Consider the following 24,518-nt stretch of genomic DNA (forward strand, 5'->3'; position numbering starts at 1 on the left):
TATGAAACGTATTACTTTAAAAACAGGATTATTATTTGCCATGATGGTGGCTTTTGGAACCATAGCTGTGAACGCACAGTCTAAAGGAGAAAGAAAAGAACCACCTACTTATGCAAAATTAATAAAGGAAATGGATAAGGACGAAGATGGTTTACTTTCTAAAGAAGAAGTGAAAGGACCATTGAAAGAAAATTTCAGTGAAATCGATACAAATGAAGATGGTTATATTTCTGAAGAAGAGTTTGATAATGCACCTAAACCAAAAGGAAGACCAAGAAACTAAGTCTTTTAATCTTTAAAAAATAGCAGATGAGTATTAAAAATATCAAGGTTACTTTTCCGGTTCAAAAAATATTGTTTTTCTTATTTATTACTTCGTTCATTGCTTGTAGCGATGATGATAGCGTCAATACTGTTGATGTAGAAAATGAAATTATAGAAGAGGAAGATGTAGTAAGTACTACAGTTGATGATACTGATTTTGAAGCAACAGATTGGACCACGGCAACACATAGTAAAGACGCCGACCCAGATTTTGACGAAGTATTTGAAGATAATGCCGTAAAACGCCTTGATATTGTAATTACTGAAGCTCGCTGGGATAGCATGCTTGAAAACATGACTGAGCTTTACGGTACTTTCGGTAGTTCAGGACAATCTGCGCCTGGCGCAATTACATCAACTGATGAGGACCCTATTTTTGTTCCGGCAGAAGTATTTTATGAAGGTAAGGAATGGTACAGAGTAGGGGTTCGTTTCAAAGGTAATTCCAGTTTACAATCTACTTGGCAATCTGGTAATTTGAAACTTTCGCTTAAATTGGATTTTGATGAATTTGAAGATGATTATCCACAAATTGATAATCAACGTTTTTACGGTTTTAAAAAATTAAGCCTAAAAAATAACTACGATGATAAATCTATGCTTCGTGAAAAAGTGGCTGCAGATGTATTCCGCAGTGCTGGGCTAGCAGTTTCTAACACAGCTTTTTACACGCTTTATATTGATCATGGAGATGGACCAATTTATTTTGGACTTTACACGCTAGTTGAAGAAGTTGACGATACTGTAATCGATGAACAATTCTCTGACAACGATGGTAATCTATATAAACCAGATGGTGATGCCGCAACCTTCGCAGCAGGTACTTACGATGAGGATGAGTATGTAAAAAAGACAAATGAAGATGAAGCTGATTTTTCGGATGTAGAGAGTCTTTTAAATATTATTAATGATGCATCGAGAACAACAGATGCTGCAACTTGGAGATCAAATTTAGATGCGGTGCTTGATACAGATGTGTATTTAAAATATTTGGCCACCAATACGGTTATTCAAAATTGGGATACCTACGGAAGAATGTCTCACAACTATTATTTGTATAATAATCCAGACACGGGTAAACTAAATTGGATTCCATGGGATAATAATGAAGCTTTACAATATGGCAAACAACAAGGTGCCCCTGAACTAGATTTTTCTGATTTGACTGCATCACAATGGCCTTTAATATCATATTTATACAATGATGCTATTTACCAAGCTAAATATGATACATACGTACAAGAAGTTATTGAAGGTGCTTTTAATGAAACTACCGTTCAAGAGTTATATGCTAGTTATTCGGCTTTAGTAGAACCTTATGCCACTTCTGAAAATGAAGGATATACGTTCTTGAATTCTAGTGCAGATTTTCAAAATGCGATAAACGGACTTAATGCACATGCTACTAGTAGAACAGCAGCAGTAAATAGTTACCTAAACAGATAATAGTTGTTGAATTAGCCCAAAGCTTCATGAGAAATCGTGAAGCTTTATTTTAAAAATCATAGTCTAATGACTTGTAGTAAGATAGCTGACAATGGTATTATTCAGAAAAGTTAGAAACAAGCTTATACGATTAGAAAAGTTTAAAACATATTTCATTTACGCCCTTGGCGAAATAGTGCTCATCGTACTTGGTCTCTTAATTGCTTGGAAAATTAATGACCTAAATGAAATTAGAAAAAATAGAATCGTAGAGGTTAAAATTTACAAAAGCTTAAGTCAAGAGTTAGATACAAATTTAGTGGTGTTAGATAGTGCAATTGTAGACTATACCAAGAGTATTCAAATGCTACAAAACACTATTAATTATTTAGGTAATCAACCCAACGAACTTACACAAGAGGCAAAGTCATTAATTGTCAATTTAAATTATGAAAGAACTATTGTAAGAAATGAAGCTATTAATTCAATAAATGCCACAAGTAAGTTTGAATTTATTGAAAGTGATACGCTAAAAGAGCTGATTGCTGCCTACCCAAATGAACTAGATTGCTTCAATAATCAACAAAGCAAAATTGAAGATATTATTTCAGACCGGTTAAAACCCCAAATTGAAAAATATATTTCGTTGATGGAAATTTTACCACCTAACAGTTATAGCTATCAGCGTGTTAAGAACTACGGTATACAATCTAATTATCCAGATTTGCTGGTGAGTAGAGAGTATCAAAATGGGGTCATAGATCGATTATTACAGACAAAAGGACAATTGATGATCGCCAAAAATCTAAGACAAAAAACCAAAACTATTGCGACGAAATTAAATCAAGAATTACATAGGCCTTAATAAACATTAAATTTTGCATTCAAAAATTATAATGCAAATTATGTTCTTAGCTCCAGTTTTAAAAAGAATATTGACTAAGAAAGGAATTTGGTTGCTCTTAATTCTTGATCAAACAACAATTTCATTTAAATCTATAATCCATTCACTGAATTTATAAATCTTACATATAACTAGTTATTAGTATTGTACTCGTAATGCCCATAAATCCAATCTTAAATTTACTTGTTATGAAAAAAAATAGTATGAAAAGAATTCCCTCATTTCCCTCGATTTTGACGCTAGCGTTTATCACGTTAGTGGCATGTAGTAGTGATAGCATAGAAGACAGTGTAATTGATGAGATTGCAAACGAAGACAGTTCTGATGATGATGAAATAGCAACCGAGTTACATGCTGCTTATACTGCTTTTAATACTGATGCCGTAACTATTTATTTAGATGGATCTGAAGTGGTTATTGAAACAACTGACTTACCTGATCACGAAACAATTTATTGGGGTGTAGGAAATTCACTATATAGAGAAGAACCAGACGTTGATAAAACTCCTAGTATCATGTCCAGTAATAACAATGTGACTACTATTCGTGTAGATGCTACTCCTAATTTAAGGGGTAGCACGGTAGAAACGCAATTGAATACAATTGGTATAGCAGTAAGTGGTTCTTCAATTTTCAATGATCAAGAAGGTGGTGGTGCATTGGATCAAGCTGCTGGTAGTTTAGACTGGACAGGTGCGCATATTGGTCCTGGGGTCTATCACTATCATTTAGAGCCTAAAGCATTTACAGATGATGATGATAATCTAGTAGGTATTTTATTAGATGGCGTTTTTCTTTACGGAAGAAAATGTAGTGCTACCGGAGATTACCCTACTGATTTAGATGCTTCTGGTGGGCACACATCTACAACACAATATACTGATGGGGAAGAGGAATATCACTACCATATTATTAATGAAGTTTATTCAACAACAGGTTCTTATTTGGCTTTTGCCGGACCGTACCAAGGATATTAAAACAAATGAAATTCACTTCTCTTTTCTTAATCGTTTCGCTACTATTCATTTCTTTGAACAGTTGTAAACATGCAACTGCAACAACCCATGTTAATGAAGAAGAACTGATTGTGGAGAACGTTACCAAATTTAAAGAGGAGTTAGAACTTAACCAGTTAGAAGGAACATGGTACTATAAAAACTCACCTTACGATGGCTATTCGTTAGCCTTACATGAAAATGGAGAATTGGCAGAAAAGGTGGGTTTTATTGATGGAAAAAGACAAGGTATTGCGCAACGGTTTTCTTTAAGCGGAGCATTGCGTGTGGAATATCATTTTAAAGACAACCGCTTAGAAGGCAGTTATAAATCGTGGTGGGAAAACGGACAACTTGCGCAAGATGCCATGTATGTAAATGGCAAAATGAATGGCGTGGAGAAAAAGTGGTACCCGGACGGGCAATTGGCAAAAGAGCGTAATTTAGTAAATGGGCAGGAAGAAGGATTACAAAAAGCGTACTTAAAAAACGGAACCCTATATGTTAATTACGAAGCTAAAAACGGACGTATATTTGGCTTACGAAGAGCTAATTCTTGCTATCAATTAGAAGATGAAGTTGTTGTGAAATCTGAGGGTGAATTATTATGAATAAGACAATTCTATCTATAGTTGTTTTACTACTTTTTGCTGCTTGTAAGCAAAAAGTAAAAAAAGAGAACATACAGGTTAAAGAAACCAGTAGGGTAGAGTATTTACCTTATTATAATGATGAATCTTTTACACCACATTGGATAACACCTAATTCTGAAGAAGAAAAGCAATTTCATAAAATTCCCGATTTTAAATTAGTAGACCAATTAGGTGATACATTGACCCAAAAATCTTTCGAAAACCAAATTTATATCACTGATTTCTTTTTTACTACGTGCCCTGGTATTTGTCTTAAAATGACGAATAATATGACCAAGGTACAAGAGGCTTTTCTCGATAATCCTGAGGTTGCTATACTTTCACATTCCGTAACTCCGTCCATTGACTCGGTTTCTGTACTAAAAACATATGCCGAAAAAAATGGAGTTGTCAATTCTAAGTGGCATTTAGTTACCGGAGATAAGACCGAGATTTACAATCTAGGAAGAAACGAATATTTTGTAGAAAACGATTTAGGAATCCCAAAGGATATTAATGACTTTTTACATACCGAGAATTTTCTACTTATTGATAAAAATAAGCACATACGTGGTATCTACAACGGACTCAACCGTGCCTCAATAGCGCAATTGATTACAGATGCCGAAGCGTTATTAAAAGAAATCTAATACTTTAATTAGTTTATCAATTCTGCAACTTCTGTAATTTCATTATTATTTTAAATGTCATTCTAAAAGATTAACTTATAGCTGTTTAAAATAATGACAATGAATAAGATAATCTATTACGTTGCCATTTCTATTGACGGATTTATCTGTGGCGTAGATGGTGATATTAGCGGCTTTGTAGGAGAGGGTAGTGGGGTTTCTAAATACATGTCAGATTTAAATCAATTTGAAACCACTATTATGGGTAAAGATACCTATGAATTTGGTTATGCCTACGGATTAAAACCTGGTCAGCCAGCATATGCACATATGCAACACTATATTTTCTCCAAGTCTTTACATTTTGATACCATAAGCGATCAGGTGCATATAATTGCTGATTATAGTTTGGATAAAATAAGAGAGCTGAAACAAAGCTCAACAACGGATATATACTTATGTGGAGGTGGCGTTTTCGCCGGATGGCTATTTGAAAACCAATTTATAGATATAATTAAAGTGAAAATTAACCCCTTGGTATTGGGTGAAGGCGTACGGCTATTTGGTGAATCTAAATCAGGTTATCAATTAGAACTCACCGAAACCGAATCTCATGATGGCGGATTGGTATTTAATACCTATTCCGTCAACTATAATATGTAATAATCCTAAATCGAAAAGTCCAGAAAACCAATTGATTTTCCGGACTTTTAAACTAACAACCAAACTTAAACTTTTACTTTAAAACAGCTAATAATTTCTCTGCAACCAATTCTGATGATGCAGGGTTTTGACCGGTAATTAAATTACCGTCTTGTATTGCGTATGCTGCCCAATCTTCTTTTTTAGAATAGATTCCGCCATTTTCTTGTAACATATCTTCTACTAAGAAAGGAACAACTTCTGTCAACTGCACTGCCGCTTCTTCACTGTTTGTGAATCCCGTTACTTTTTTACCTTTAACTAATGGCTGACCATCAGTACCCTTTACACTTTTTAAAGCTGCAGGAGCATGACATACAAAAGCTACTGGCTTCTCTTGCTCATTAAAGGTTTCTATCAATTTGATAGAAGTTGCATCATTGGCCAAATCCCATAAAGGACCATGACCACCAGGATAAAATACGGCATCAAAATCAGAAGCATTTACGTCAGCTAATTTTTTAGTGTTGTTAATAACACTTTGAGCATCTTTATCTTCTTTATAACGCTTAGTATCCTTTGTTTGAGCATCTTCGGTATCACTACTTGGGTCTATTGGAGCCTGACCACCTTTTGGTGTAGCTACTGTAATTTCTGCACCTTTATCCAATAAAGCGTAATATGGGGCAGCAAACTCTTCAACCCAAAAACCTGTTTTCTTTCCTGTGTCTCCCAATTCATTGTGAGACGTTAATATGAATAATATTTTCATTCTATTTTTGTTTTTAATTAATTGATTTATAGTGAGTCTATTGTTTAGACCTTTACTATCATTTTTCCTTTATTCTTACCATCCATCATATCCAAAAACGCTTGTGGTGTATTCTCAAAGCCTTCAACAATGGTTTCTTTATAGGTTAGTTTTTCTTCTCCTAACCATGTTGATAGTTGTTTTATTGCCTGTGGAAATTTATCGGCATAATTACGTACTATAAAACCTTGCATTAAGGCACTGTTCTTTACCAAAAATGGTTGTACGGCAACAGCCATCGGTAATTCTGTTTTATTGTAGACCGAAATTGCACCACATATGATAATACGTGCAAATTGATTAATATTGAACAAAACAGCGTCAGATATTGGTCCGCCAACATTATCAAAATAAATATCAACGCCATTAGGAGCCGCAGCTTCAATAGCAGATTTCATATCCTCGGTCGTTTTATAGTTGATTCCGTGATCAAAACCGAATTCCGATTTTAGCATATCGATCTTTTCATCTGTACCTGCAATACCGATTACATTCAGTCCTAGAATTTTTCCTATTTGACCAACAACGCTTCCTACTGCACCTGCAGCACCAGATACTACTAAAGTTTCTCCTTTCTTCGGTTTTCCTATTTCATGAAGACCTAAGTAAGCTGTTAAACCGGTCATACCTACAATGCCTAAAAAGGCACTTAATGGTGCTTTACTTTTATCCACTTTCTGTAAACCTTCGCCACTAGAAACTTGCTGTTCTTTCCATTCTAATAATCCAGATACAAAATCACCTTTCTGAAAGTTTTCATTTTTAGATTCCAATACCTCGGCGACAATACCAGAACTGATCGGTTCGCCTACTTTAAATGGTGGAACGTATGACTTGGCATCGCTCATTCTACCACGTAGGTAAGGGTCTACAGATATATATTTAGCTTCGAGTAACACTTCACCTTCAGCAACACCTAATTCGTTCTCTTTTTCTTTAAAATCAAAATCTGAAAGGGTAGGAGTACCTACAGGTCGTTGTTTTAAATTGATTGACTTATTCATAATTTATGTTTTAAAATTTAATAATTCTAATCTGGAATTCTAAGTCAACAATCAATTAGTATAATTATCGCTCACTTAAAACCCCGTCGTATTTATATTCTTTTATAAGCACAGTTCAAAGGTATTTAAAAAAAGAATGAACATTCATTTTTTAACAAAGGTTTAAACTATGTACTATTAATTTGGGTATAAAAAAACACCTAGAAAGGTGCTTTTTAAATGATAAAGTTATTACTCCATTATCATGATGGACTTAACGTTTACAAATTCCTTCATACCAAAACCTCCATGTTCGCGTCCGTATCCGGAATCTTTAACTCCGCCAAACGGCATACTCGGTTCTGCCAATCCAAAACTATTGATGAATACCATACCTGTATCAAAATGTTTTTCTGCTAATTCTGCTGCCTTTTTTACATCCTTCGAAAAGATACCTCCACCTAATCCAAATCTACTATCATTGGCAATTCGCATGGCATCTTCATTGTCCTTTGCTTTTATTAAAGATGCAACTGGTCCAAATAGCTCATCATCATAAGCTGGTTGACCTGGAGCCACATTACTTAATACCGTAGCAGGGTAGAAGTAGCCTTCCCCTTCAGGAATTTTCCCTCCACATAATACATCGGCTCCTTTTTCAACACTTTCTTGAACCTGTTCGTGAATTTTATCTCTTAAATCTTCACGAGCCATAGGTCCTAATTCTGTATCGTCATTTTTAGGATTACCTGTTTTTAAGGCTTTCATCGCCTTTACAAACTTTTCCTTAAATTCATCATACACTTTTTCTGTGGCAATAAAACGTTTTGCTGCAATACATGTTTCTCCGTTATTATAGATACGTCCCATAACACTTTTTTCAACCGCTAAATCGATATCGGCATCATCAAGTACCAAATAAGCATCATTACTACCTAATTCTAACACGGTTTTTTTCAATTGTGCACCGGCTAGTTCTCCGATTTTTTCACCTGCAACCGGACTTCCAGTTAAGGTAACTCCTCGTACCAACTTATGCTCAATAATTGCGTTAGACTGATCGTGCTCAATCACCATGACATTAAAAAGGTTAGATGGTAAGCCTGCTGTCTCAAAAATGGTCTTTAATAATTTCGCTGTACCCGTAACATTTGATGCGTGCTTCAGTAAAATACTGTTACCTGCCATAAGGTTTACGATGGTATAACGTAATACTTGATAGCTTGGGTAGTTCCAAGGTTGAATACCATAGATAATCCCCATTGGTGAGTAGACTATAATTCCTTTTCCTCCATTGGATAGTTCTCGTTCTTCACTCTTTAAAAACTCCGGTGCATTTTCTGCGGAATAATCACAAATCGCAGTACACAAATCTACCTCTTGATTACTTTGCTTAAGCAGTTTCCCCATTTCATCGGTCATAAGCTCTGCAAGCTCTTTCTTGTAATTCTGTAATTCTTTACCGATTGATTTTATAATCTCGCCACGTTCTTCAACGCTCTTCATTTTCCATTTAAGAAACGCTTTGTGAGATTGTTGTATACTTTCTTCCACCTGGGCATCTGTCATATACGTGTGTAACGCAATTTCTTTACCTGTAGTAGGGTTAATTGTTTTAAATGTATCTTGTTTTGTTGTCGTAGACATATGTTATATTTTTTAAGTTCCTATTACTGTTGTTCACTTGGCACCAAATAAACATCGTTGATGTTTACCCTTTCTGGCTGTGTTAACACGTAATAGATGGAGTTTGCAATATCTTCCGCTTCTAACGTTTCCATTTTTTGCATTTCTTCCATTTTTTCTTTGATATCCTCATCGGTAATTGTGCTGGTTAAATTTGTTGCTACCGCACCTGGTTCAATAGAGGTAATGTTGATCCCGTATTTAGGAGCTAATTCTTGACGTAATCCTTCAGAAAACATCTTTACGGCAGATTTTGTAGCGCAATACACTGCTCCACCAGGAAAATACCTATTGGCTGCCATTGATGAAATATTAATGATATTACCACCTTTATTTTCTTTTAATTCAGGTAATACGGCTGCTACCCCGTTCAGTACTCCTTTTATGTTGACATCTACCATTTTCTCCCATTCATCAGTTTTTAATTTTTCAACGAATGAAAGTGGCATTAATCCTGCATTATTTATCAATCCGGAGATTTTACCGTACTCTCTTTTGGTTTTAGAAACTACATTTTCGAAATCCTCTTTTTTTGTCACATCACCTGTAACAACTAAAGCCTCACCACCTTTTTTGGTAATATCAGATTTCAAATCATTAAGTTCATCTTCGCTTCTTGCCATTAATATAACCTTAGCGCCATTATCTGCTAATTTTAGTGCTGTTGCTTTACCAATTCCACTAGATGCTCCTGTTATTATAATTACTTTATCTTCTAATTTCATACTGTATTATTTTGATTTTAAATTAAATTACTAGATAATTATGGAATCTTTTAGCTAGATTGAATGAAGTATTGACGGATATGGAATTGAGTTAAGGTTGAAACTTTGTGGGTCAAAAAATAAGTACTGAACATTTTTTATCAACACTATTTAAGATGTATGGATTTCTAGAAAGTATCATCTAATTATTAATTTATTACATTATTCAAGTAGCTACTGTTTTCGTATTAAAAAATATAAACAGACTAAATCATGTACTTATTAGAAATTAAACCCTAATTATTTAATTTTAATTAAAGATTTCTTATGCCTTTTCAATATGCGAAATATTGTATTATTTAATTCTTTGGCTCACTATTTTGCATCCAAACTCTTAACATACAATTTTAGAATAGTATATTGATAGTCCTAGTTAATACAAGCACCACGGGTTAATATCTTATAATCTCCTTTATTCTTAAATTCTTTTATTGAAATACCTACGTAGCGCTTAAAAGTTTTAGACAAATGGCTAACATCTGTAAACCCTAGGTCATCTGCTATTTGTGTGAGTGTAAAATCTGAATTTAAAAGTCGTATTTCTACAAGCTTCAATTTCGCTTTTATAATGTATTCTCTTAGCGGCATCTTCACTTGCTTTTTAAAATATTCACTTACATAGGTGGGAGACATCATAAATACGTTTGCTAAATTTTCAATTTTTAGCAACTCTGTTTTATCTATATTTTCGTTTATATAGGTCAACATTTTGGAGATTCTTTCTTCAGAAACATAGGTATCCGTATCAAAATAATTACTCTTTTTAATATTTCTAATAAGTATTTCTAAAATCCCGGTCATTAAACTGGTTACAAGATTTACGGATGATTCGCCATAATTTCTTGTTTCTAGAAGAATTATCTCGATTAAACTTCTGAGGTTCAATCTATCTGTTTCCGATTTTATAATATCGCCAGGTAGCTGATTATAGTTAGATAAAATATAGGACGCCTCTCTAAACCATTCATTTCTATCAATATGCATTTTATTCACTCCTTTGAAAAAAGAATCGGTAAATTTTAGAAATACAAATTTGGTAGGTTTTTCAATGTTGAAAGAGTGGCATTTTAGAGGAGGTAAGAGAAAAACACTCCCATCCCTATAAGGCAACACATTATAGTTAATACATTGAATTCCTGAGCCGGATTTTATCAAAACCAATTCAAAAAAATTGTTTTTAACAGGGCGTTGTTTCCAATCTATTAATTCAATTTCTTGTATTTCAAAAGGTTTATATACTTCTAAAACTTCCATATTATAGTAATTAAGGTTCAAAATTAGCAGATTTAGACGTAATAAATACTATTTAAGCTTTACAAACCTTTATTTATACACTAATTAAGGCGATGTGTATTTCTACCTTTGCACCACAAAACAGAATTAACATATTAAATTATAGCAATGAATTTACACGAAACTTTAAACTGGAGATACACAACAAAGGAATACGATACTAAAAAGAAAATATCTGATGTAGATATGGCTGAAATCAAAAACTTGTTAAGAATGAGTCCTTCTAGTGTAAACCTACAACCTTGGCATTTTATAGTTGCCGAAACAACAGAAGGTAAAGAACGTATTGCAAAAGGGACAAAAGGCTTTTTTAGCTTTAACGAGCCTAAAGTAACAAATGCTTCAGCTGTAGTTTTATTTTGTTCAAAAATTGATGCAGATGATGCATACTATCAGCATATTGCGGATACCGAAGATAAAAGCGGAAGATTTCCTAATGACGATATTAAAAACGGATTTTTAGGTGCTGTAAAAGCGTTTGCCGGTATTCATAAATACGATTTAAAAGACCTTCAGCATTGGATGGAAAAGCAAGTATACCTTAACATTGGTAGCTTTTTGTTGGGAGTTGCTAGTTTAGGTATCGATGCAACACCAATGGAAGGTATTGATGTAAAAGCTTTGGATGAGGAATTCGGTTTAAGAGAAAAAGGGTACACATCGTTAGTAGCTGTTTCTTTAGGATATAGAGCAGAATCTGATTTTAACTCAACTGAAAAAACACCAAAATCTAGATTATCGGAAAGTGAAATTTTCACAATACTATAATTTATTAAATACTTGAAACATAATGTAGTAATTACAGTAGGTACAGAAAAAATAGGAAAATTGTTAGGACTACGTTTGGCCAAAGAAGTTTATCCTGTTGCTGTTCAAGGTAGAAGCTAAGCGATACTAAATGTCAAGCAAACTTATATTTACGAACTAAGTAAACTGGCATTGAGGATATGAAGCTTTGATTTGGTAAAAAATAAACCAAGTATGTTAGTTGTTGCTGTAGATCTTAATTCTTTATTGAATACCAAAATGCCAAATGAAGCCTAAGGTCAAAATTGGTCAACGGCAGAAAAAGGGGTTGACATTTTGTATGATTTAAGTATGACAGATAAAGTGAAAACAAACACTTATTTTGATAATGACAAAGGTGGTTATGCTCAAGCACCCCCCAGATACTTATGATGCTAGTAAAATTGAAGAATTACTTTTGTTAACGAATACCTTATTCTAAAAATTAGATTTTAATAGTCATATATGAATGAACTTACCATTTTTATTTATAAGATATCCCTAGATTAGGTATCGTATTACTGCTTAATAAATTCCTAAAAGTTTCAAAATTACCTTGGAAATTCAGTAAGAAATCAAGTTCTTGCACGATTAAATTCTGTTCCAAAAAATGGATGACTTAATTACATTTTCTATTACTGTTTTTACTGGGTTTTTTGCCATTACTAACCCAATTTCTAACATGACCGTTTTTTTATCATTAACACAAGGTGCAGATGAAAAAACGAAAGCAGATATTAATAAAAGAGCCAATATAATTGCTTTTATTATTGTGTTGGTTTTTGTTCTTTTGGGTAAATATATATTCGAATTATTTAATATCAGTATTCCTGCTTTTAAGATTACTGGGGGTATATTAATATTTTATATTGGTTTTGAAATGCTACAGTCAAAACAGTCTAATGTTAAAAATATTAAACATGTTAATATTGATGAGAATATTGCGGTTTCACCCTTAGCTATTCCCATTTTGGCCGGTCCAGGCACTATTGTTACGGCCATGAATTTTGTTTCTAATGTGCAGGCAATTCATATAGCTATAGTGATTGCCATTTTTGGTTTTATGAGTTTATTGACCTACGTTACTTTTAGACTTAGTAATTTAATCGTAAAATTAGTTGGCTATAACGTAATATCGGTAATTGGTAAAATAATGGGTTTGATCATTGCGATCATTGGGACAGGTATGATTATTGAAGGAATTAAAATTTCATTTCATTTAATTACTACATAGTTTTCACTTTTAATAATGAAGTGTCAATAAAGTATTGATTACTTGAAGTTTATAAAACTAAATTGATATTTTTTCCAATAGAATGTAAATATCATGTCTTAAAAAATAAAATAGTTAAAGGAATATCATAATTTTTTGTAACTTTTAATTTCTAAACACGCCATTGTTTATATTGTAGTTCATCGAAAATATTCGAACGGCAAAATAAGTCGGATAACATTTTCGTTTGTACTTAACAATCAAATAATGCATTGTTATGAATTCTATTAAAAAAAGAATAAACCTTATTTCAAGTATCTTGTTTTTAGTTATCGTGTCTTGTGTACAGGGTATGGACTTTAATGACCAAATTAAAGCTAATAATTCATTAGAAGATTAAATGACACAAGTAGTAAATTGTATGCCTAAAATTTTACATATCTGGCACGCTCCATAAAAAATTCTTCAAAACGCTTCAATTTTGGAGTTAATTTTTCAGAATATAAAACATATTGACATTTCATAATACTTTGTGTAACTGTGAGCATTGCCGTATAATCTGAATTCTGAATTAAAAAATCGCCATCATCAATACTGCAAATCTTTAATTGTGAAGTGCTTACACCATTAAGTAAAAATAATTTATGTAATGTAGTTGGTGTTGTTATGAGAATATCTATTCCCTCAAATATTTCAGATTTCTGAATATCTATATGCAGCTCTTTATAGCTGGCATAAAGCCTAACATCAGTATACTTTGTGTATTCAAAAAACTTGTCGTAAAGTTCCAATACTTTTTCTTTATTCTCAACTACAACCACAGCTCTTGGAGCATTTCCCTCAGCTCTGCATTTTAATTTTTGTAACGTTGTCAAAATCAAAGTTGTGGTTTTACCACTTTCTTTAGGAGCAGTACAATAGACATTTGCCCCACTTTTAATAATAGGTATACTAGAAATTTGAAAGCTGTTAGGTTCCTCTATCGAAAAGCGCTCTAGCATTTCAAGTAAATAAGGATTCAGTTTTTTAAAGGACATAATTCTTAATAAATTAAATAGAATGCTATTTAGCAAAGATACAGTCTATGAATTGGCTTATACTAGCTAACTACTATATTTTACATCTTACGAATACAGAATTAAAAATACGCCAAGCATAATTCCTACTAACGGTACCATTTTTTTACGTTTATTCTGTTCTTTAAAGATGAAACCACCCATAACTACAGCAATTAATATTTGACTTCGTTTTATGGCTGATAATAACATTATTAAAGCATCTGGGTCTTGTAACGCTTTAAAATAAAAATAGTCTGCCGTTTGTAAAAGAATACCCACCATGGGTATAGTCCATCTCCACTTAAAAGTACCTTTTATATTCGGGTTTGTAGTACGCATAATTAGGACTACCAATCCAATAATTAGCATGGTATAGGTGCAAAACCAAAATTGAAGAGTAGGAGGGTTCAACTCTAAACTTTGTATTAGATACTTATCATATAAACCACTTGAAGCCCCTAAGAAAGTTGCACCGATAATAGCATATATCCACTTATTATTTTTAAAGTTTATACCTTCTTTTTTTCCAATTTTAGAATATAGAAAAACAGAAAATATGATTAAGAAGAATCCAATCCACTGCAAAAAATTAGGGCGCTCTTGATAAATAAGAATCGCGCCTATAAATGTAAAAAACGGACCGGCAGAACGTATTGGTGTTACAATGGTAATTGGTAAGTGTTTTAAAGCTTGGTATGCCAGCACCCAAGATGATGCCATAATCATAGATTTGATTATGATGAAGCCATGTGTCTTAATTGAAATATCCGATACAAATAAATCGATTGTTTGTAATTCTTCCGGATAGTATTTAGAACCTAAAAAAAGCGGCAAAAACAAGAAGAAACCTGTTATTAAGGTACCAAATAAAACTGAAAAAGCATCATTACCTTGTACGGCATGTTTCTTGCATAAATTGTGTAAGCCTAAAAAAAGCGCAGCTAAAAGTCCGAGGTACATCCACATAATGCGCGCGAAGATATTGGTTTTCTCTAATTAGACCATAGTCCGAGGTGTTTGCCTTGTATATTGAACAAAAAAGAGCTGCCTGTAAAAGCAGCTCCTCATTTAAACTTGTGCGAAATGGGCTTAATAAGCCATCTTTACAATTTTCTGTGCATCCTCTGGCATTAGAGCTTGACGTTCACCTAATTTCCAACCACGGTCAGTAAAACGTTTCGCAATTTCTTCAGCAGCACCTTCATAATCCTTGGTATAATCTGACAACTTTGTATCTATACCTAATTTATGAAAGAATGCCTCGGTTTTCTCTATTGCGGCATAAGCCTTATCGTCAATACTACCTTCGGTAATACTCCAGACACGTTCACCATACTGCGCTAATTTTTCTTTTTTAGCTTCAAAATTGTATTTATAATGACTTGGTGCAATAATTGCCAATGTACGTGCATGATCAATACCGAATAATGCAGTTAACTCATGACCCATCATGTGTACTGCCCAGTCACCAGGGACTCCTTTTTGAATTAATCCGTTCAACGCCATTGTACAACTCCACATGAAATCTGCAGCTGGTTTATAGTCCGTTGGATCTTTTAAAACTTTTGGTGCAACATCAATTAATGTCTGTAAAATACTTTCTGCAAACCTATCTTGTAAAATTGCATCAATTGGGTATGTCATATACTGTTCTAATACATGTGTAAAGGCATCTGTAATACCGTTTGCCAACTGACGTTCAGGAATAGATGTAATCACCTGTGGGTCAAGAATTGAAAACTCAGGGAACAATCCTGGTCCGCCCATCGCTAATTTTTCTATAGTTTCCGCTCTCGTAATTACCGCGCCAGAATTCATTTCTGAACCAGTAGCTGGCAAGGTTAAAACCGTACCAAATGGCATCCCATTTTTTGTTTTAATGTTTTTTGTTAAAATATCCCATGGGGTATCTCCATCAAAAACTGCTGCGGCAGATAAAAATTTAGTTCCGTCAATTACAGAACCACCACCCACTGCTAATAAATAGGTGATTTTTTCTTCTTTAATAAGTTGTAAGGCTTCTATCAAAATAGCATACTCCGGATTTGCAGGAATTCCGCCAAATTCAATAACCTGTCTTCCAGACAATGCATTCATAACCTGGTCGTAGATTCCGTTTTTCTTAATACTACCGCCACCATAAAGCATTAGTACTTTTGCATCTTCTGGTAGTTCTTTGCTTAATTTTTCTATGGTATCCTTCCCAAAAATAATTTTTGTGGGATTTTTAAATTCAAAATTGTTCATTTTCTCTTTCTTTTAATTTTTATTGTTCACTTACATTTATGACTCGTTATTCAATAACGGTTACCAAATCTTTCATTGGTTTTCTAACCTTTGCTAAATTTATTAACCAATCTTCATTTTCATTTCTATAACCTAAAGGCAATAGCACTGCACTACGTAATCCTTTTTCACGTAATCCTAAAATTTTGTCTACCGCATCTGGATCAAAACCTTCAATAGGGGTTGCATCAACTTCTTCAAATGCTGCTGCCGCTATTGCTTGTGAAAAGGCAATGTATACTTGTTTTGCTGCGTGATTAAAGTTTTCTTCAGGATCTCGCTTCGGATACATTTCTAATAGCATTTTTCGATAATTTTCCCATCCTTTGTTCTTAAAACCACGAATTTCATTGGTTAAATCGAACATATAATTGATTCTGTCTTCGGTATAATTATCCCATGCGGCGAAAACTAATAAGTGAGAACAATCTGTAATCATTGACTGGTTCCATGCTACTGGTCTAATTTGTTCTTTAATGTCCTGATTTTTAACCACTATAATTTCAAATGGTTGTAAACCACTAGAAGTAGGAGCAAGGCGGGCAGCCTCTAAAATACGTTCTACTTTTTCTTCTGCTACCTTTTTTCCGTTCATTGCCTTAGCGGCATATCTCCAGTTTAGCTTATCTAATAATTCCATGTTAATCGTTCTATATTTAATTGCGTTTTGCTAATTTTTCTATATCGTTTGATGTTATGATAACATCGGTATTTCTTGTCATATTCGCTAAATTCAACATTGCCTGTGCAATACTTTCTGCATTAATGATTTTATATTTTTTCAACGGACCAATAAATAGCGGCTGAATTATTTTGAAGACTAACAACCCTATTTTTTCTAGCAATCTTCGTTCATTTCTTTCTCCTCCAATTAGGGAGGGGCGTAGTATTGATGTATTTGTTATACCCTTTTCTATAACGTCTTGCTCCATTTCGCCTTTTGTTCTGTTGTAAAAGACCTTACTTTTCTTATTAGCTCCCATTGCAGAAACTACTATATAAGTTGAAATACCGTTTTCCTTCGACAATTTAGCTGCAGCTACAGGAATTCCATAATCAATAGCTCTATATAATTTTTTATTGGGTGTTTTCTTAGCTGTTGTACCTATACAACAATACACTTCGTCTGCGGTAAATTCCTTTTTAAATTGACCTAACTCTAAAAGATTACCTATATATTGTTGCACTTTATTCGGTAAACCTTCAATTCTGGATCTTGAAAATAACTTTATGGTTTGGTACCTGTTATCACGTATTAATTTATCTAACAATAACCCCCCTGTTAAACCGGTAGCTCCTAGTATTATGGCTGTCTTTTTCATACTATTTGCAAACCTTTATACTGTTCCATGCGGCTTCGTACGCTTGTTGTAGCTCTTGGTCATTTAACTGAATAGAGCCACGATTCTGTGCAATCATTAAAAATGAAAGTGGATTTATAGCATAGGCATATAGCATATAGTCGGATAATTGCTTAATAAGTCCTTCTTTTTTACCACGTGCCCATAAATCCAATAAAGGTTGTAAATGTTTTATCCCTTCTTGTCTACTAGCCTCGTCTATCATTGGTGTGTTATCGCATTGAGCTAAAAAGGTGGCATAAGTACTTTCCTTTAGTTTAAATTGAGCAATGCGTTTCCAAATTATTTCAAAGCCTTTTTCAACTGGTAAATTCTCATCGTAAGTTGCAAAGGCATAGTCGGTATAACTGGATTTTACCTCTATATAGGTTTTATTCACTAAATCTTGTTTGTTTTCAAAATAAAGGTAAATGGTTGCAGGAGAAACACATGCCATTTTTGCTATTTTGCTCATAGGTGTAGCGTGGAACCCATCATTGTTCACGAGTTCAATTGTTGCATCGATTAATGCATTACGCTTGTCTATACTTTTTTGAAGTGCGGCCATTTTTATTATATCAGAATACAAAGTTACCAAAAAATGAACGTTCATTCTTTTTTATTAACAGAATTTTATATTTTATAAAGATGAGTAGTGGAAGTGTTGACAATGGAGGTTTATGAATCACTAAAGAATCATAATTTTTAAAAAGTTAAGATAACAGTTATGTTAAGAACTTAATGGAACTGTAAAAAATATTGATGTTCCTTCATTTAATTTACTATCTACCCAAATTTTTCCGCCATTACTCAAAACCATTTCTTGACTTATTGCTAAACCAATGCCAGTGCCTTTTTCATTATTGGTACCGTACGTAGTTTTTGTGCTATTTTTATTAAAGAGTTTAGACTGGGTTATTTTGCCCATACCAATACCATTGTCTTTAATTTCTATTTGATAACAATCTACCAGTTCAATAACATTTATAGTCACTTCACCATTAAGATTTGTAAATTTTATGGCATTACTTATCAAATTCCTAAAAACAATGTCCAAATGATCTCTATCACTTGAGCTTATGATGTTTTCTGGAAAATTATTAATAAGAACTATTGACTTTCTATGTGCTAAAGGATTTAATAGTTGAATGTTTTCATTTACCAAAATTCTTAAATCTAAATTAACGGGATTATTTACCGATCCATACATTTGCGTTTTTGCCCAAATTAAAAGGTTGTTAAGCATATCTGAAATTCTAGTTATTTCTTGTAATGCCTTGGGAAATATCATGTCAATTTCTTCTTTTGTCAAACCATTATCCACATATAATTTTATTAACGAATGAAAAGAATTTATTGGTCCTCTAAGATCGTGAGCAATAACCGAGAATAGTTTATCCTTAGTATCATTAGCTTCTTGTAACTCCGATTCATGCATAATTAATGCTTTCTGCTGCTGCTGTAACTGACTATTTAGTTTTTTTTGTGTTCTTTTCGATTTATTAATCACTATTAAAAATATAACCAGTACCAATGAAGCTGCAATTGCTGTAAAAATATATAGTCTATGCTTTTCTATAGCTGCTTTATTTTCTTTTGCCATCTGTAGCTTTTGATTCTCAAAACTAATTTCGCTTCGTAAAATTCCGAGTCTTTTTTGAGAACTTTTATTTGTAGATTTTTCAAATAACCTTAAATATTCTGTTTGATAGTCATAGGCTTCTAGATAGTCACCTTTGTTATGATATATTTTAGCTAAAACAGAATTAGATTCTTTTATGGTTTCAAATACATTTAAATCTTTCGATACTTTAAGCGCTTTTAGTCCATAGACTTCAGCCATGTCTAAATTAGATAAGCCTAAATACGTCTCTGCCATACCTAAATAAGTTTCAGTATAACCAATTGTTAAATTAATTTCATCACAAATTTTAATAGCTTTCTCGAACCATTCTTGAGCTTCTTTATATTTATTTTGCTCCAATGCTATATATCCTTTATTTACATAACTATATGATAACCAATCAAAATTATTATTAGCTTTAAATATAACAATGCATTCATCTACTGTTTTATTTGCTAAAGCATACAGTTTTTGTTTCAAATAAATTCCTGACATATTAAGTAATGTCTCCGCCAGAGCAATTTCCAAATTATTGTCAATGCTAATTTGACGCGATTTTTCATTAAACAGCAAAGCGGTATCATAATCTTTATTGTCTTCGTACAATAAGGCTATATTGTCATTAAGCGCACCCATCATAAAAACATCCTTTATTTTCTCCGCAATTGGTAAGGCTTCAAGAAACTTACTAAGTGCCAAGCCATTTTTACCTTCGTGCCATAGTGCAAGGCCTATAAAATTTAAAGCTTCTACCTTCTCTTTTAGCAGGCTGTTTTTATTTGCTATAATTAGGGATTCATTGAGATTTTTATATGCTAAATCAAGTTTTCCATTATTGGTATAATAGTATCCCAAACTATTTAAGGAGCCACATTGTCCTTTTAAATAATTAGAATTTTTACTTAATTTATAAGCTTCATCTAGATAAATTGTAGTGCTATCTGGTTTATACAGATAAGAGTCCTTTCCTATCCAAATTAGTAAATCAATATAAGTTTCGCTTTTGGAATTAAAATTTTTGGAAGATTTTATTTTCCTTAGTTCAGCTAAATCTTCTTCTCGCGATTGCCCGTTTAAAATAGTATAAGATGATGCACAGAATACTAGAATAATAAACGCTATGTTTTGTATATTGAAGAACACAGAACACTTATTTTTATGATATTGATTCATGGTACTATTGCGCATAATCTATTTGTAACTAAACTAATGGTTTTAAAACGATAAATATTGTAATTAATTTCCTACAATTAAATTTTCTTTTTTCAGAAGAGTTTTATTTAATAAATGATATTTTGAAAGTTCTTAAGGTTAAACTAATTAATATTTAATGTACAAACTCCCTAAAAAAACATAATATCCTAATCAATTATTTGGATTTCCTATAATGTAATGCCATAATCAATAAGTATATTTAAGACCTACATTAAAAGTAGTTTCTACGCCTTTTTGTTGGTTTTCAATTGAATACTAAACACCAATTAGTAATGAAAAATGTATAAAATTCTATCACTAGATGGCGGCGGAAGTTGGGCTATAATTCAACTTCTAACCCTTAAAGACAAATACGGAAATATAAATGGCCATCAGATTCTTCAAAAATTTGATTTGGTTATTGCCAATTCTGGCGGAAGCATTGTTCTAGCTGCTCTTGCTGAAAATTATACTATTGATAAAGCAATCTCCTTATTTAAGGAACAGAAAAACAGAGAACTCATTTTTCATAAAAACTCATTTAAAGACCGCTATTTTCCGGTGGATTATCTGGGACTCTTCAATGCCGGTTTCGGACCAAAATACAGCGCCAAACGAAAAAAAGAGGCTTTTGAAAGTTTATTTCCAGACATAGATAAAGTTCAAATGAATGAGCTGCCTAAAATTATTGGTAAAGAGTCACTAAAATTAGTAATTGCCACCTATGACGCACTAAATAATAGGGCCAAATTTTTTAAATCTTATTTCAATAATCCTAACGAGTACGACTCTGTAAAATTAACACAAGCCATAAACGGTTCTTCTAATGCGCCTGTGCAGTATTTTGATTTTCCTGCGCGCTTTAAAGCTCAGGGAAGTGACATATTTTATGAGCTTTGGGACGGCGCACTGGGCGGCTTCAATAACCCAATTTTAGCAGGAATAATAGAAGCGTATAAGTTAGGTGTCGATTTAAAAATCCTACAAGTCGTTTCTCTTGGTACAAGTAATTCATTAATGTCTGCAGATGCCAAGAAAGACTTTTGGGATTGGAAACAAGTGGCATTAATTTTTAGAAGAAATAAATTTGCTTTCTCTAAATGGAAACCGCAATTTAATTTCTTTAAGGAGACTGTTTTACACCAGGCTAAAACAATTTTATACCAACCACCAGATACTGCCAATTACATTGCCATGATGTTCCTAAAAGCTTCTACCGGGAAAGCCCTTAACGAGCAAATAATTCGGTTATCACCATTAATTCACTTTGATGCCAATACACCCAAAGAAGTAATTCCGCTTGTTCAAGATTTATATAAATTAGATATGGACCTGACCAAAGATGTAGAAATTGAAACACTTATAAGATGTTTTAATGAATGGAAAGCCGGACAATTATATAACCAACCCATTGAGTTTAAAGTGGAGCGTACTAATCATTTGTCACTTATACAAGGAGACAAATGGTACCAACAGGGTATGGATAGATGGCAAAGCTGGGAAGCATCTATTTAAATTTAATCGAAATTATTGATAATATAACTGTCATTGCATGCATAGTAATTCTTGGCTATATTCAAAATTATTTGTCCATAGTTTTGCCTATTTTTGAGAAACTAGATTACTCAACATCATGACACTAAAACATACTATTTCGATTATTACTTTTTTATTTGCTTTACCTTTAATTGCACAAGAACCTGATCCGTCAGAAGCGTTTTGGAATAGACTTCAGTCTCATTGTGGCAATGCATATGAAGGTAACTTGGCCTTACCAGAAGAAGATGAAAGTTTTGGCGGTAAAAAGCTTGTAATGCACATTAAATCTTGTTCAGATAGCGAAATAAAGATTCCCTTTTTTGTTGGCGATGATAAATCTAGAACATGGATTTTCACCAAGAACAATGGTATTCTTACGTTAAAACATGACCATAGGCATGAAGATGGAAGTGAAGATAATATTAATTTTTATGGTGGTACAGCAAGCAATACCGGTAAAGCAAATATTCAGTTTTTTCCTGCCGATGTTGCTACCCAAAAAATGATTCCAGGTGCAGCCACCAATGTTTGGTGGGTTACTTTAGATGATAAAACCTTTACCTATAATTTAAGAAGACTTGGTACTGACCGCGTTTTTAAAGTGGTTATGGATATCACTAAACCAATTTCCACTCCAGAAGACCCTTGGGGTTGGGTAGACTAAAATTCTGCATTGTTTTATGCGATAATCGAGATTTTAATACGCCGAGGCTTTCCTTTAAATTATAAGATTGTTCTCTTATCATTACCTCGTGGTGGTTTGCTTCAATCATTTATGCCTATATAATTACAACCTATTTATCTCACTTAAAGACAGATTGTTGTAACTACCAGCTTAACTGTACCTATCTTTGGTGAAAATTATGTTATGTCAAATCAGTTTTCGGAGTTAGGAATTTCTAACGATTTACAAAAAAATCTAGAAGAATTACAGATTACCATACCCACAGATATTCAGAAGAAATGTATTCCAGTTATTCTTGACCAAAAAGATGATCTAGTTGCTTTGGCAAAAACCGGAACTGGTAAAACAGCTGCTTTTGGCTTACCATTATTGCAATTGATCAATACTAAAAGCACAACGGTACAAGCTGTTATTTTAGCTCCTACAAGAGAGTTGGCACAACAAATACATGCCAACTTAATATCATACTCACCCTATAATTCCGATATTTCTATTGCTGCACTGTGTGGAGGAATCCCTATAAAACCGCAAATAGAGCGACTTAAAACGCCTACTCATATTGTTGTAGCTACACCTGGTCGTTTGGTTGATTTGGTCAAACGCGAGGCTTTAGATATTAAAAAACTAAGGTATTTGGTTTTAGATGAAGCCGATGAAATGGTTACAGCCTTAAAAGATGACCTAGATACGATAATTGCCGGTATCCCTAAAGCTAGACGCACATTCTTGTTTACAGCTACCATGTCTGGAGCAATAAAACAATTGGTTCAAAACTACATGTCCAAACATGTAGTACATAAAGAAGCTGATATGGCTACGCTTGGCCATAAAGGTATTGATCATAAATATTTGGTTGTTGAGCCTATTGAGAAATTAGAAGTGCTCATGCATTTTTTAACTACGAAAGAGGGACAACAAGGTATTATTTTTTGTAAAACAAAAGCTGCTGTTAATAAGCTGGCAAAAAATTTGGCAATTCATAAATTTTCTTCCGGGGCATTGCACGGTAGCTTATCTCAAGGTATTCGTGACCGAATAATGGGTCAGTTTAGAGACGGACATATTTCTATTCTTGTGGCTACTGATTTAGCTTCTCGTGGCCTAGACGTAAAAGAACTTTCTTATGTGGTAAATTATCATTTGCCGGACACTTACGATGCTTATGTACACAGAAGCGGACGTACAGCTAGGGCAGGAGCAAAGGGACTTTCATTGACTATTTTACAAAATGAAGAAGTTGCTGAAGTTTTTGATTTTGAAAAAGAATTGGGCATATCCTTCTCTAAATTCCAGAAAGCAGATGCACAGAGTATTGAAGAGAACAACACCTTACTTTGGGCGAAAAAAATATTTAAGACCAAACCAAACCGCGAGGTATCCGAACAATTTAAAACTAAGATTAAAACGGTATTTCATCATTTAACCAAAGAGGAATTAGTGGAGAAGATATTAGCGAATTATTTATCTGAAACTGGTTCTGACATTCTAAAACATGATGTATTAAAAAGAAAAAAATAGTAAACTACTTCGGGGCAATCAAGTAAAATATTGAAACTAAATTCATCATTAAATTTCCACAAAAGCATAACTAAATGGCAGACAGGCAGTCGGCTGCAAATTTTAATCTCTATTATCGAGTAAAATAAGTACTTACATTTTTAAGTAATACAAAAGCCGACTTCTTTTAAGTCGGCTTTTGTATTAT

At 33.3% G+C, this 24,518-nt stretch carries 25 protein-coding genes; 13 read left to right on the forward strand and 12 right to left on the reverse strand.

What is annotated here, in order from left to right; all coding sequences use genetic code 11:
• The first annotated feature begins 1 nt into the window (after nucleotide 1).
• From BTR34_RS17550 to BTR34_RS17580, 7 genes are all read left to right on the forward strand, one after another.
• Complete coding sequence (locus BTR34_RS17550; protein WP_068484792.1) at nucleotides 2-283, forward strand: EF-hand domain-containing protein; 282 nt, start codon at nucleotides 2-4, stop codon at nucleotides 281-283.
• Between the two features lie 26 nt (nucleotides 284-309).
• Complete coding sequence (locus tag BTR34_RS17555) at nucleotides 310-1,770, forward strand: CotH kinase family protein (protein WP_068484791.1); 1,461 nt, start codon at nucleotides 310-312, stop codon at nucleotides 1,768-1,770.
• A 91-nt stretch (nucleotides 1,771-1,861) separates the two neighbouring features.
• Nucleotides 1,862-2,614: a hypothetical protein gene (locus BTR34_RS17560; RefSeq protein WP_068484790.1), complete on the forward strand. Its 753-nt coding sequence runs from the start codon at nucleotides 1,862-1,864 to the stop codon at nucleotides 2,612-2,614.
• A gap of 227 nt (nucleotides 2,615-2,841) precedes the next feature.
• On the forward strand, nucleotides 2,842-3,630 hold the full coding sequence (locus tag BTR34_RS17565; protein WP_068484789.1) for a YHYH protein: 789 nt from the start codon (nucleotides 2,842-2,844) through the stop codon (nucleotides 3,628-3,630).
• A gap of 5 nt (nucleotides 3,631-3,635) precedes the next feature.
• Nucleotides 3,636-4,259 carry a toxin-antitoxin system YwqK family antitoxin gene (locus BTR34_RS17570; RefSeq protein ID WP_068484788.1) on the forward strand — a complete coding sequence of 208 codons (624 nt, stop codon included), beginning with the start codon at nucleotides 3,636-3,638 and terminating at the stop codon, nucleotides 4,257-4,259.
• Complete coding sequence (locus BTR34_RS17575; protein WP_068484787.1) at nucleotides 4,256-4,930, forward strand: SCO family protein; 675 nt, start codon at nucleotides 4,256-4,258, stop codon at nucleotides 4,928-4,930. Before BTR34_RS17570 ends, BTR34_RS17575 begins: the two co-directional genes overlap by 4 nt.
• Nucleotides 4,931-5,029: 99 nt before the next feature.
• Nucleotides 5,030-5,572: a dihydrofolate reductase family protein gene (locus BTR34_RS17580; RefSeq protein WP_068485019.1), complete on the forward strand. Its 543-nt coding sequence runs from the start codon at nucleotides 5,030-5,032 to the stop codon at nucleotides 5,570-5,572.
• Between the two features lie 73 nt (nucleotides 5,573-5,645).
• On the opposite strand, the gene BTR34_RS17585 is transcribed toward BTR34_RS17580, so the two are convergent.
• The 5 genes from BTR34_RS17585 to BTR34_RS17605 form a co-directional block, all read right to left on the reverse strand.
• On the reverse strand, nucleotides 5,646-6,323 hold the full coding sequence (locus tag BTR34_RS17585; RefSeq protein ID WP_068484786.1) for a type 1 glutamine amidotransferase domain-containing protein: 678 nt from the start codon (nucleotides 6,321-6,323) through the stop codon (nucleotides 5,646-5,648).
• A 44-nt stretch (nucleotides 6,324-6,367) separates the two neighbouring features.
• Nucleotides 6,368-7,366 carry an NADP-dependent oxidoreductase gene (locus BTR34_RS17590; RefSeq protein ID WP_068484785.1) on the reverse strand — a complete coding sequence of 333 codons (999 nt, stop codon included), beginning with the start codon at nucleotides 7,364-7,366 and terminating at the stop codon, nucleotides 6,368-6,370.
• Between the two features lie 231 nt (nucleotides 7,367-7,597).
• On the reverse strand, nucleotides 7,598-8,992 hold the full coding sequence (locus BTR34_RS17595) for an NAD-dependent succinate-semialdehyde dehydrogenase (protein WP_068484784.1): 1,395 nt from the start codon (nucleotides 8,990-8,992) through the stop codon (nucleotides 7,598-7,600).
• A 23-nt stretch (nucleotides 8,993-9,015) separates the two neighbouring features.
• Nucleotides 9,016-9,756 carry an SDR family oxidoreductase gene (locus tag BTR34_RS17600; RefSeq protein WP_068484783.1) on the reverse strand — a complete coding sequence of 247 codons (741 nt, stop codon included), beginning with the start codon at nucleotides 9,754-9,756 and terminating at the stop codon, nucleotides 9,016-9,018.
• A 408-nt stretch (nucleotides 9,757-10,164) separates the two neighbouring features.
• Nucleotides 10,165-11,049 (reverse strand): AraC family transcriptional regulator, encoded by an 885-nt coding sequence (locus BTR34_RS17605; protein ID WP_068484782.1) that lies wholly within the window; start codon nucleotides 11,047-11,049, stop codon nucleotides 10,165-10,167.
• Between the two features lie 147 nt (nucleotides 11,050-11,196).
• Here BTR34_RS17605 and nfsB point away from each other — a divergent pair, with 147 nt between their 5' ends.
• From nfsB to BTR34_RS19200, 3 genes are all read left to right on the forward strand, one after another.
• Nucleotides 11,197-11,856, forward strand: a complete 660-nt coding sequence (nfsB, locus tag BTR34_RS17610) for an oxygen-insensitive NAD(P)H nitroreductase (protein WP_068484781.1) — start codon at nucleotides 11,197-11,199, stop codon at nucleotides 11,854-11,856.
• Between the two features lie 628 nt (nucleotides 11,857-12,484).
• On the forward strand, nucleotides 12,485-13,108 hold the full coding sequence (locus BTR34_RS17615) for a MarC family protein (RefSeq protein ID WP_068484780.1): 624 nt from the start codon (nucleotides 12,485-12,487) through the stop codon (nucleotides 13,106-13,108).
• Between the two features lie 256 nt (nucleotides 13,109-13,364).
• Nucleotides 13,365-13,487: a hypothetical protein gene (locus tag BTR34_RS19200; RefSeq protein ID WP_262493634.1), complete on the forward strand. Its 123-nt coding sequence runs from the start codon at nucleotides 13,365-13,367 to the stop codon at nucleotides 13,485-13,487.
• A gap of 25 nt (nucleotides 13,488-13,512) precedes the next feature.
• On the opposite strand, the gene BTR34_RS17620 is transcribed toward BTR34_RS19200, so the two are convergent.
• The 7 genes from BTR34_RS17620 to BTR34_RS17650 all read right to left on the reverse strand — a co-directional run bounded on the left by BTR34_RS17620 (nucleotide 13,513) and on the right by BTR34_RS17650 (nucleotide 20,583).
• Nucleotides 13,513-14,124 carry a DEAD/DEAH box helicase gene (locus tag BTR34_RS17620; RefSeq protein ID WP_068484779.1) on the reverse strand — a complete coding sequence of 204 codons (612 nt, stop codon included), beginning with the start codon at nucleotides 14,122-14,124 and terminating at the stop codon, nucleotides 13,513-13,515.
• Between the two features lie 87 nt (nucleotides 14,125-14,211).
• Nucleotides 14,212-15,111, reverse strand: a complete 900-nt coding sequence (locus tag BTR34_RS17625) for a DMT family transporter (protein WP_068484778.1) — start codon at nucleotides 15,109-15,111, stop codon at nucleotides 14,212-14,214.
• 123 nt (nucleotides 15,112-15,234) lie between these two features.
• On the reverse strand, nucleotides 15,235-16,392 hold the full coding sequence (locus tag BTR34_RS17630; RefSeq protein ID WP_068484777.1) for an iron-containing alcohol dehydrogenase: 1,158 nt from the start codon (nucleotides 16,390-16,392) through the stop codon (nucleotides 15,235-15,237).
• 46 nt (nucleotides 16,393-16,438) lie between these two features.
• The gene (locus tag BTR34_RS17635) at nucleotides 16,439-17,071 is read right to left on the reverse strand and encodes a nitroreductase family protein (protein WP_068484776.1); all 633 of its coding nucleotides are present in this window, start codon (nucleotides 17,069-17,071) and stop codon (nucleotides 16,439-16,441) included.
• Nucleotides 17,072-17,087: 16 nt separating this feature from the next.
• Nucleotides 17,088-17,753: an NAD(P)H-binding protein gene (locus BTR34_RS17640; RefSeq protein ID WP_068484775.1), complete on the reverse strand. Its 666-nt coding sequence runs from the start codon at nucleotides 17,751-17,753 to the stop codon at nucleotides 17,088-17,090.
• Nucleotide 17,754: 1 nt separating this feature from the next.
• On the reverse strand, nucleotides 17,755-18,339 hold the full coding sequence (locus BTR34_RS17645; protein WP_068485018.1) for a TetR/AcrR family transcriptional regulator: 585 nt from the start codon (nucleotides 18,337-18,339) through the stop codon (nucleotides 17,755-17,757).
• Nucleotides 18,340-18,501: 162 nt separating this feature from the next.
• Nucleotides 18,502-20,583: a tetratricopeptide repeat-containing sensor histidine kinase gene (locus tag BTR34_RS17650; RefSeq protein WP_068484774.1), complete on the reverse strand. Its 2,082-nt coding sequence runs from the start codon at nucleotides 20,581-20,583 to the stop codon at nucleotides 18,502-18,504.
• Nucleotides 20,584-20,889: 306 nt separating this feature from the next.
• Here BTR34_RS17650 and BTR34_RS17655 point away from each other — a divergent pair, with 306 nt between their 5' ends.
• The 3 genes from BTR34_RS17655 to BTR34_RS17665 all read left to right on the forward strand — a co-directional run bounded on the left by BTR34_RS17655 (nucleotide 20,890) and on the right by BTR34_RS17665 (nucleotide 24,331).
• Nucleotides 20,890-22,104: a patatin-like phospholipase family protein gene (locus tag BTR34_RS17655; RefSeq protein ID WP_068484773.1), complete on the forward strand. Its 1,215-nt coding sequence runs from the start codon at nucleotides 20,890-20,892 to the stop codon at nucleotides 22,102-22,104.
• Between the two features lie 118 nt (nucleotides 22,105-22,222).
• Nucleotides 22,223-22,792 carry a hypothetical protein gene (locus tag BTR34_RS17660; protein ID WP_068484772.1) on the forward strand — a complete coding sequence of 190 codons (570 nt, stop codon included), beginning with the start codon at nucleotides 22,223-22,225 and terminating at the stop codon, nucleotides 22,790-22,792.
• Nucleotides 22,793-22,996: 204 nt separating this feature from the next.
• On the forward strand, nucleotides 22,997-24,331 hold the full coding sequence (locus BTR34_RS17665; RefSeq protein WP_068484771.1) for a DEAD/DEAH box helicase: 1,335 nt from the start codon (nucleotides 22,997-22,999) through the stop codon (nucleotides 24,329-24,331).
• Nucleotides 24,332-24,518 lie beyond the last annotated feature (187 nt).

Source organism: Maribacter hydrothermalis, assembly GCF_001913155.1.
In the GTDB taxonomy this organism is placed as follows: Bacteria; Bacteroidota; Bacteroidia; order Flavobacteriales; family Flavobacteriaceae; genus Maribacter; species Maribacter hydrothermalis.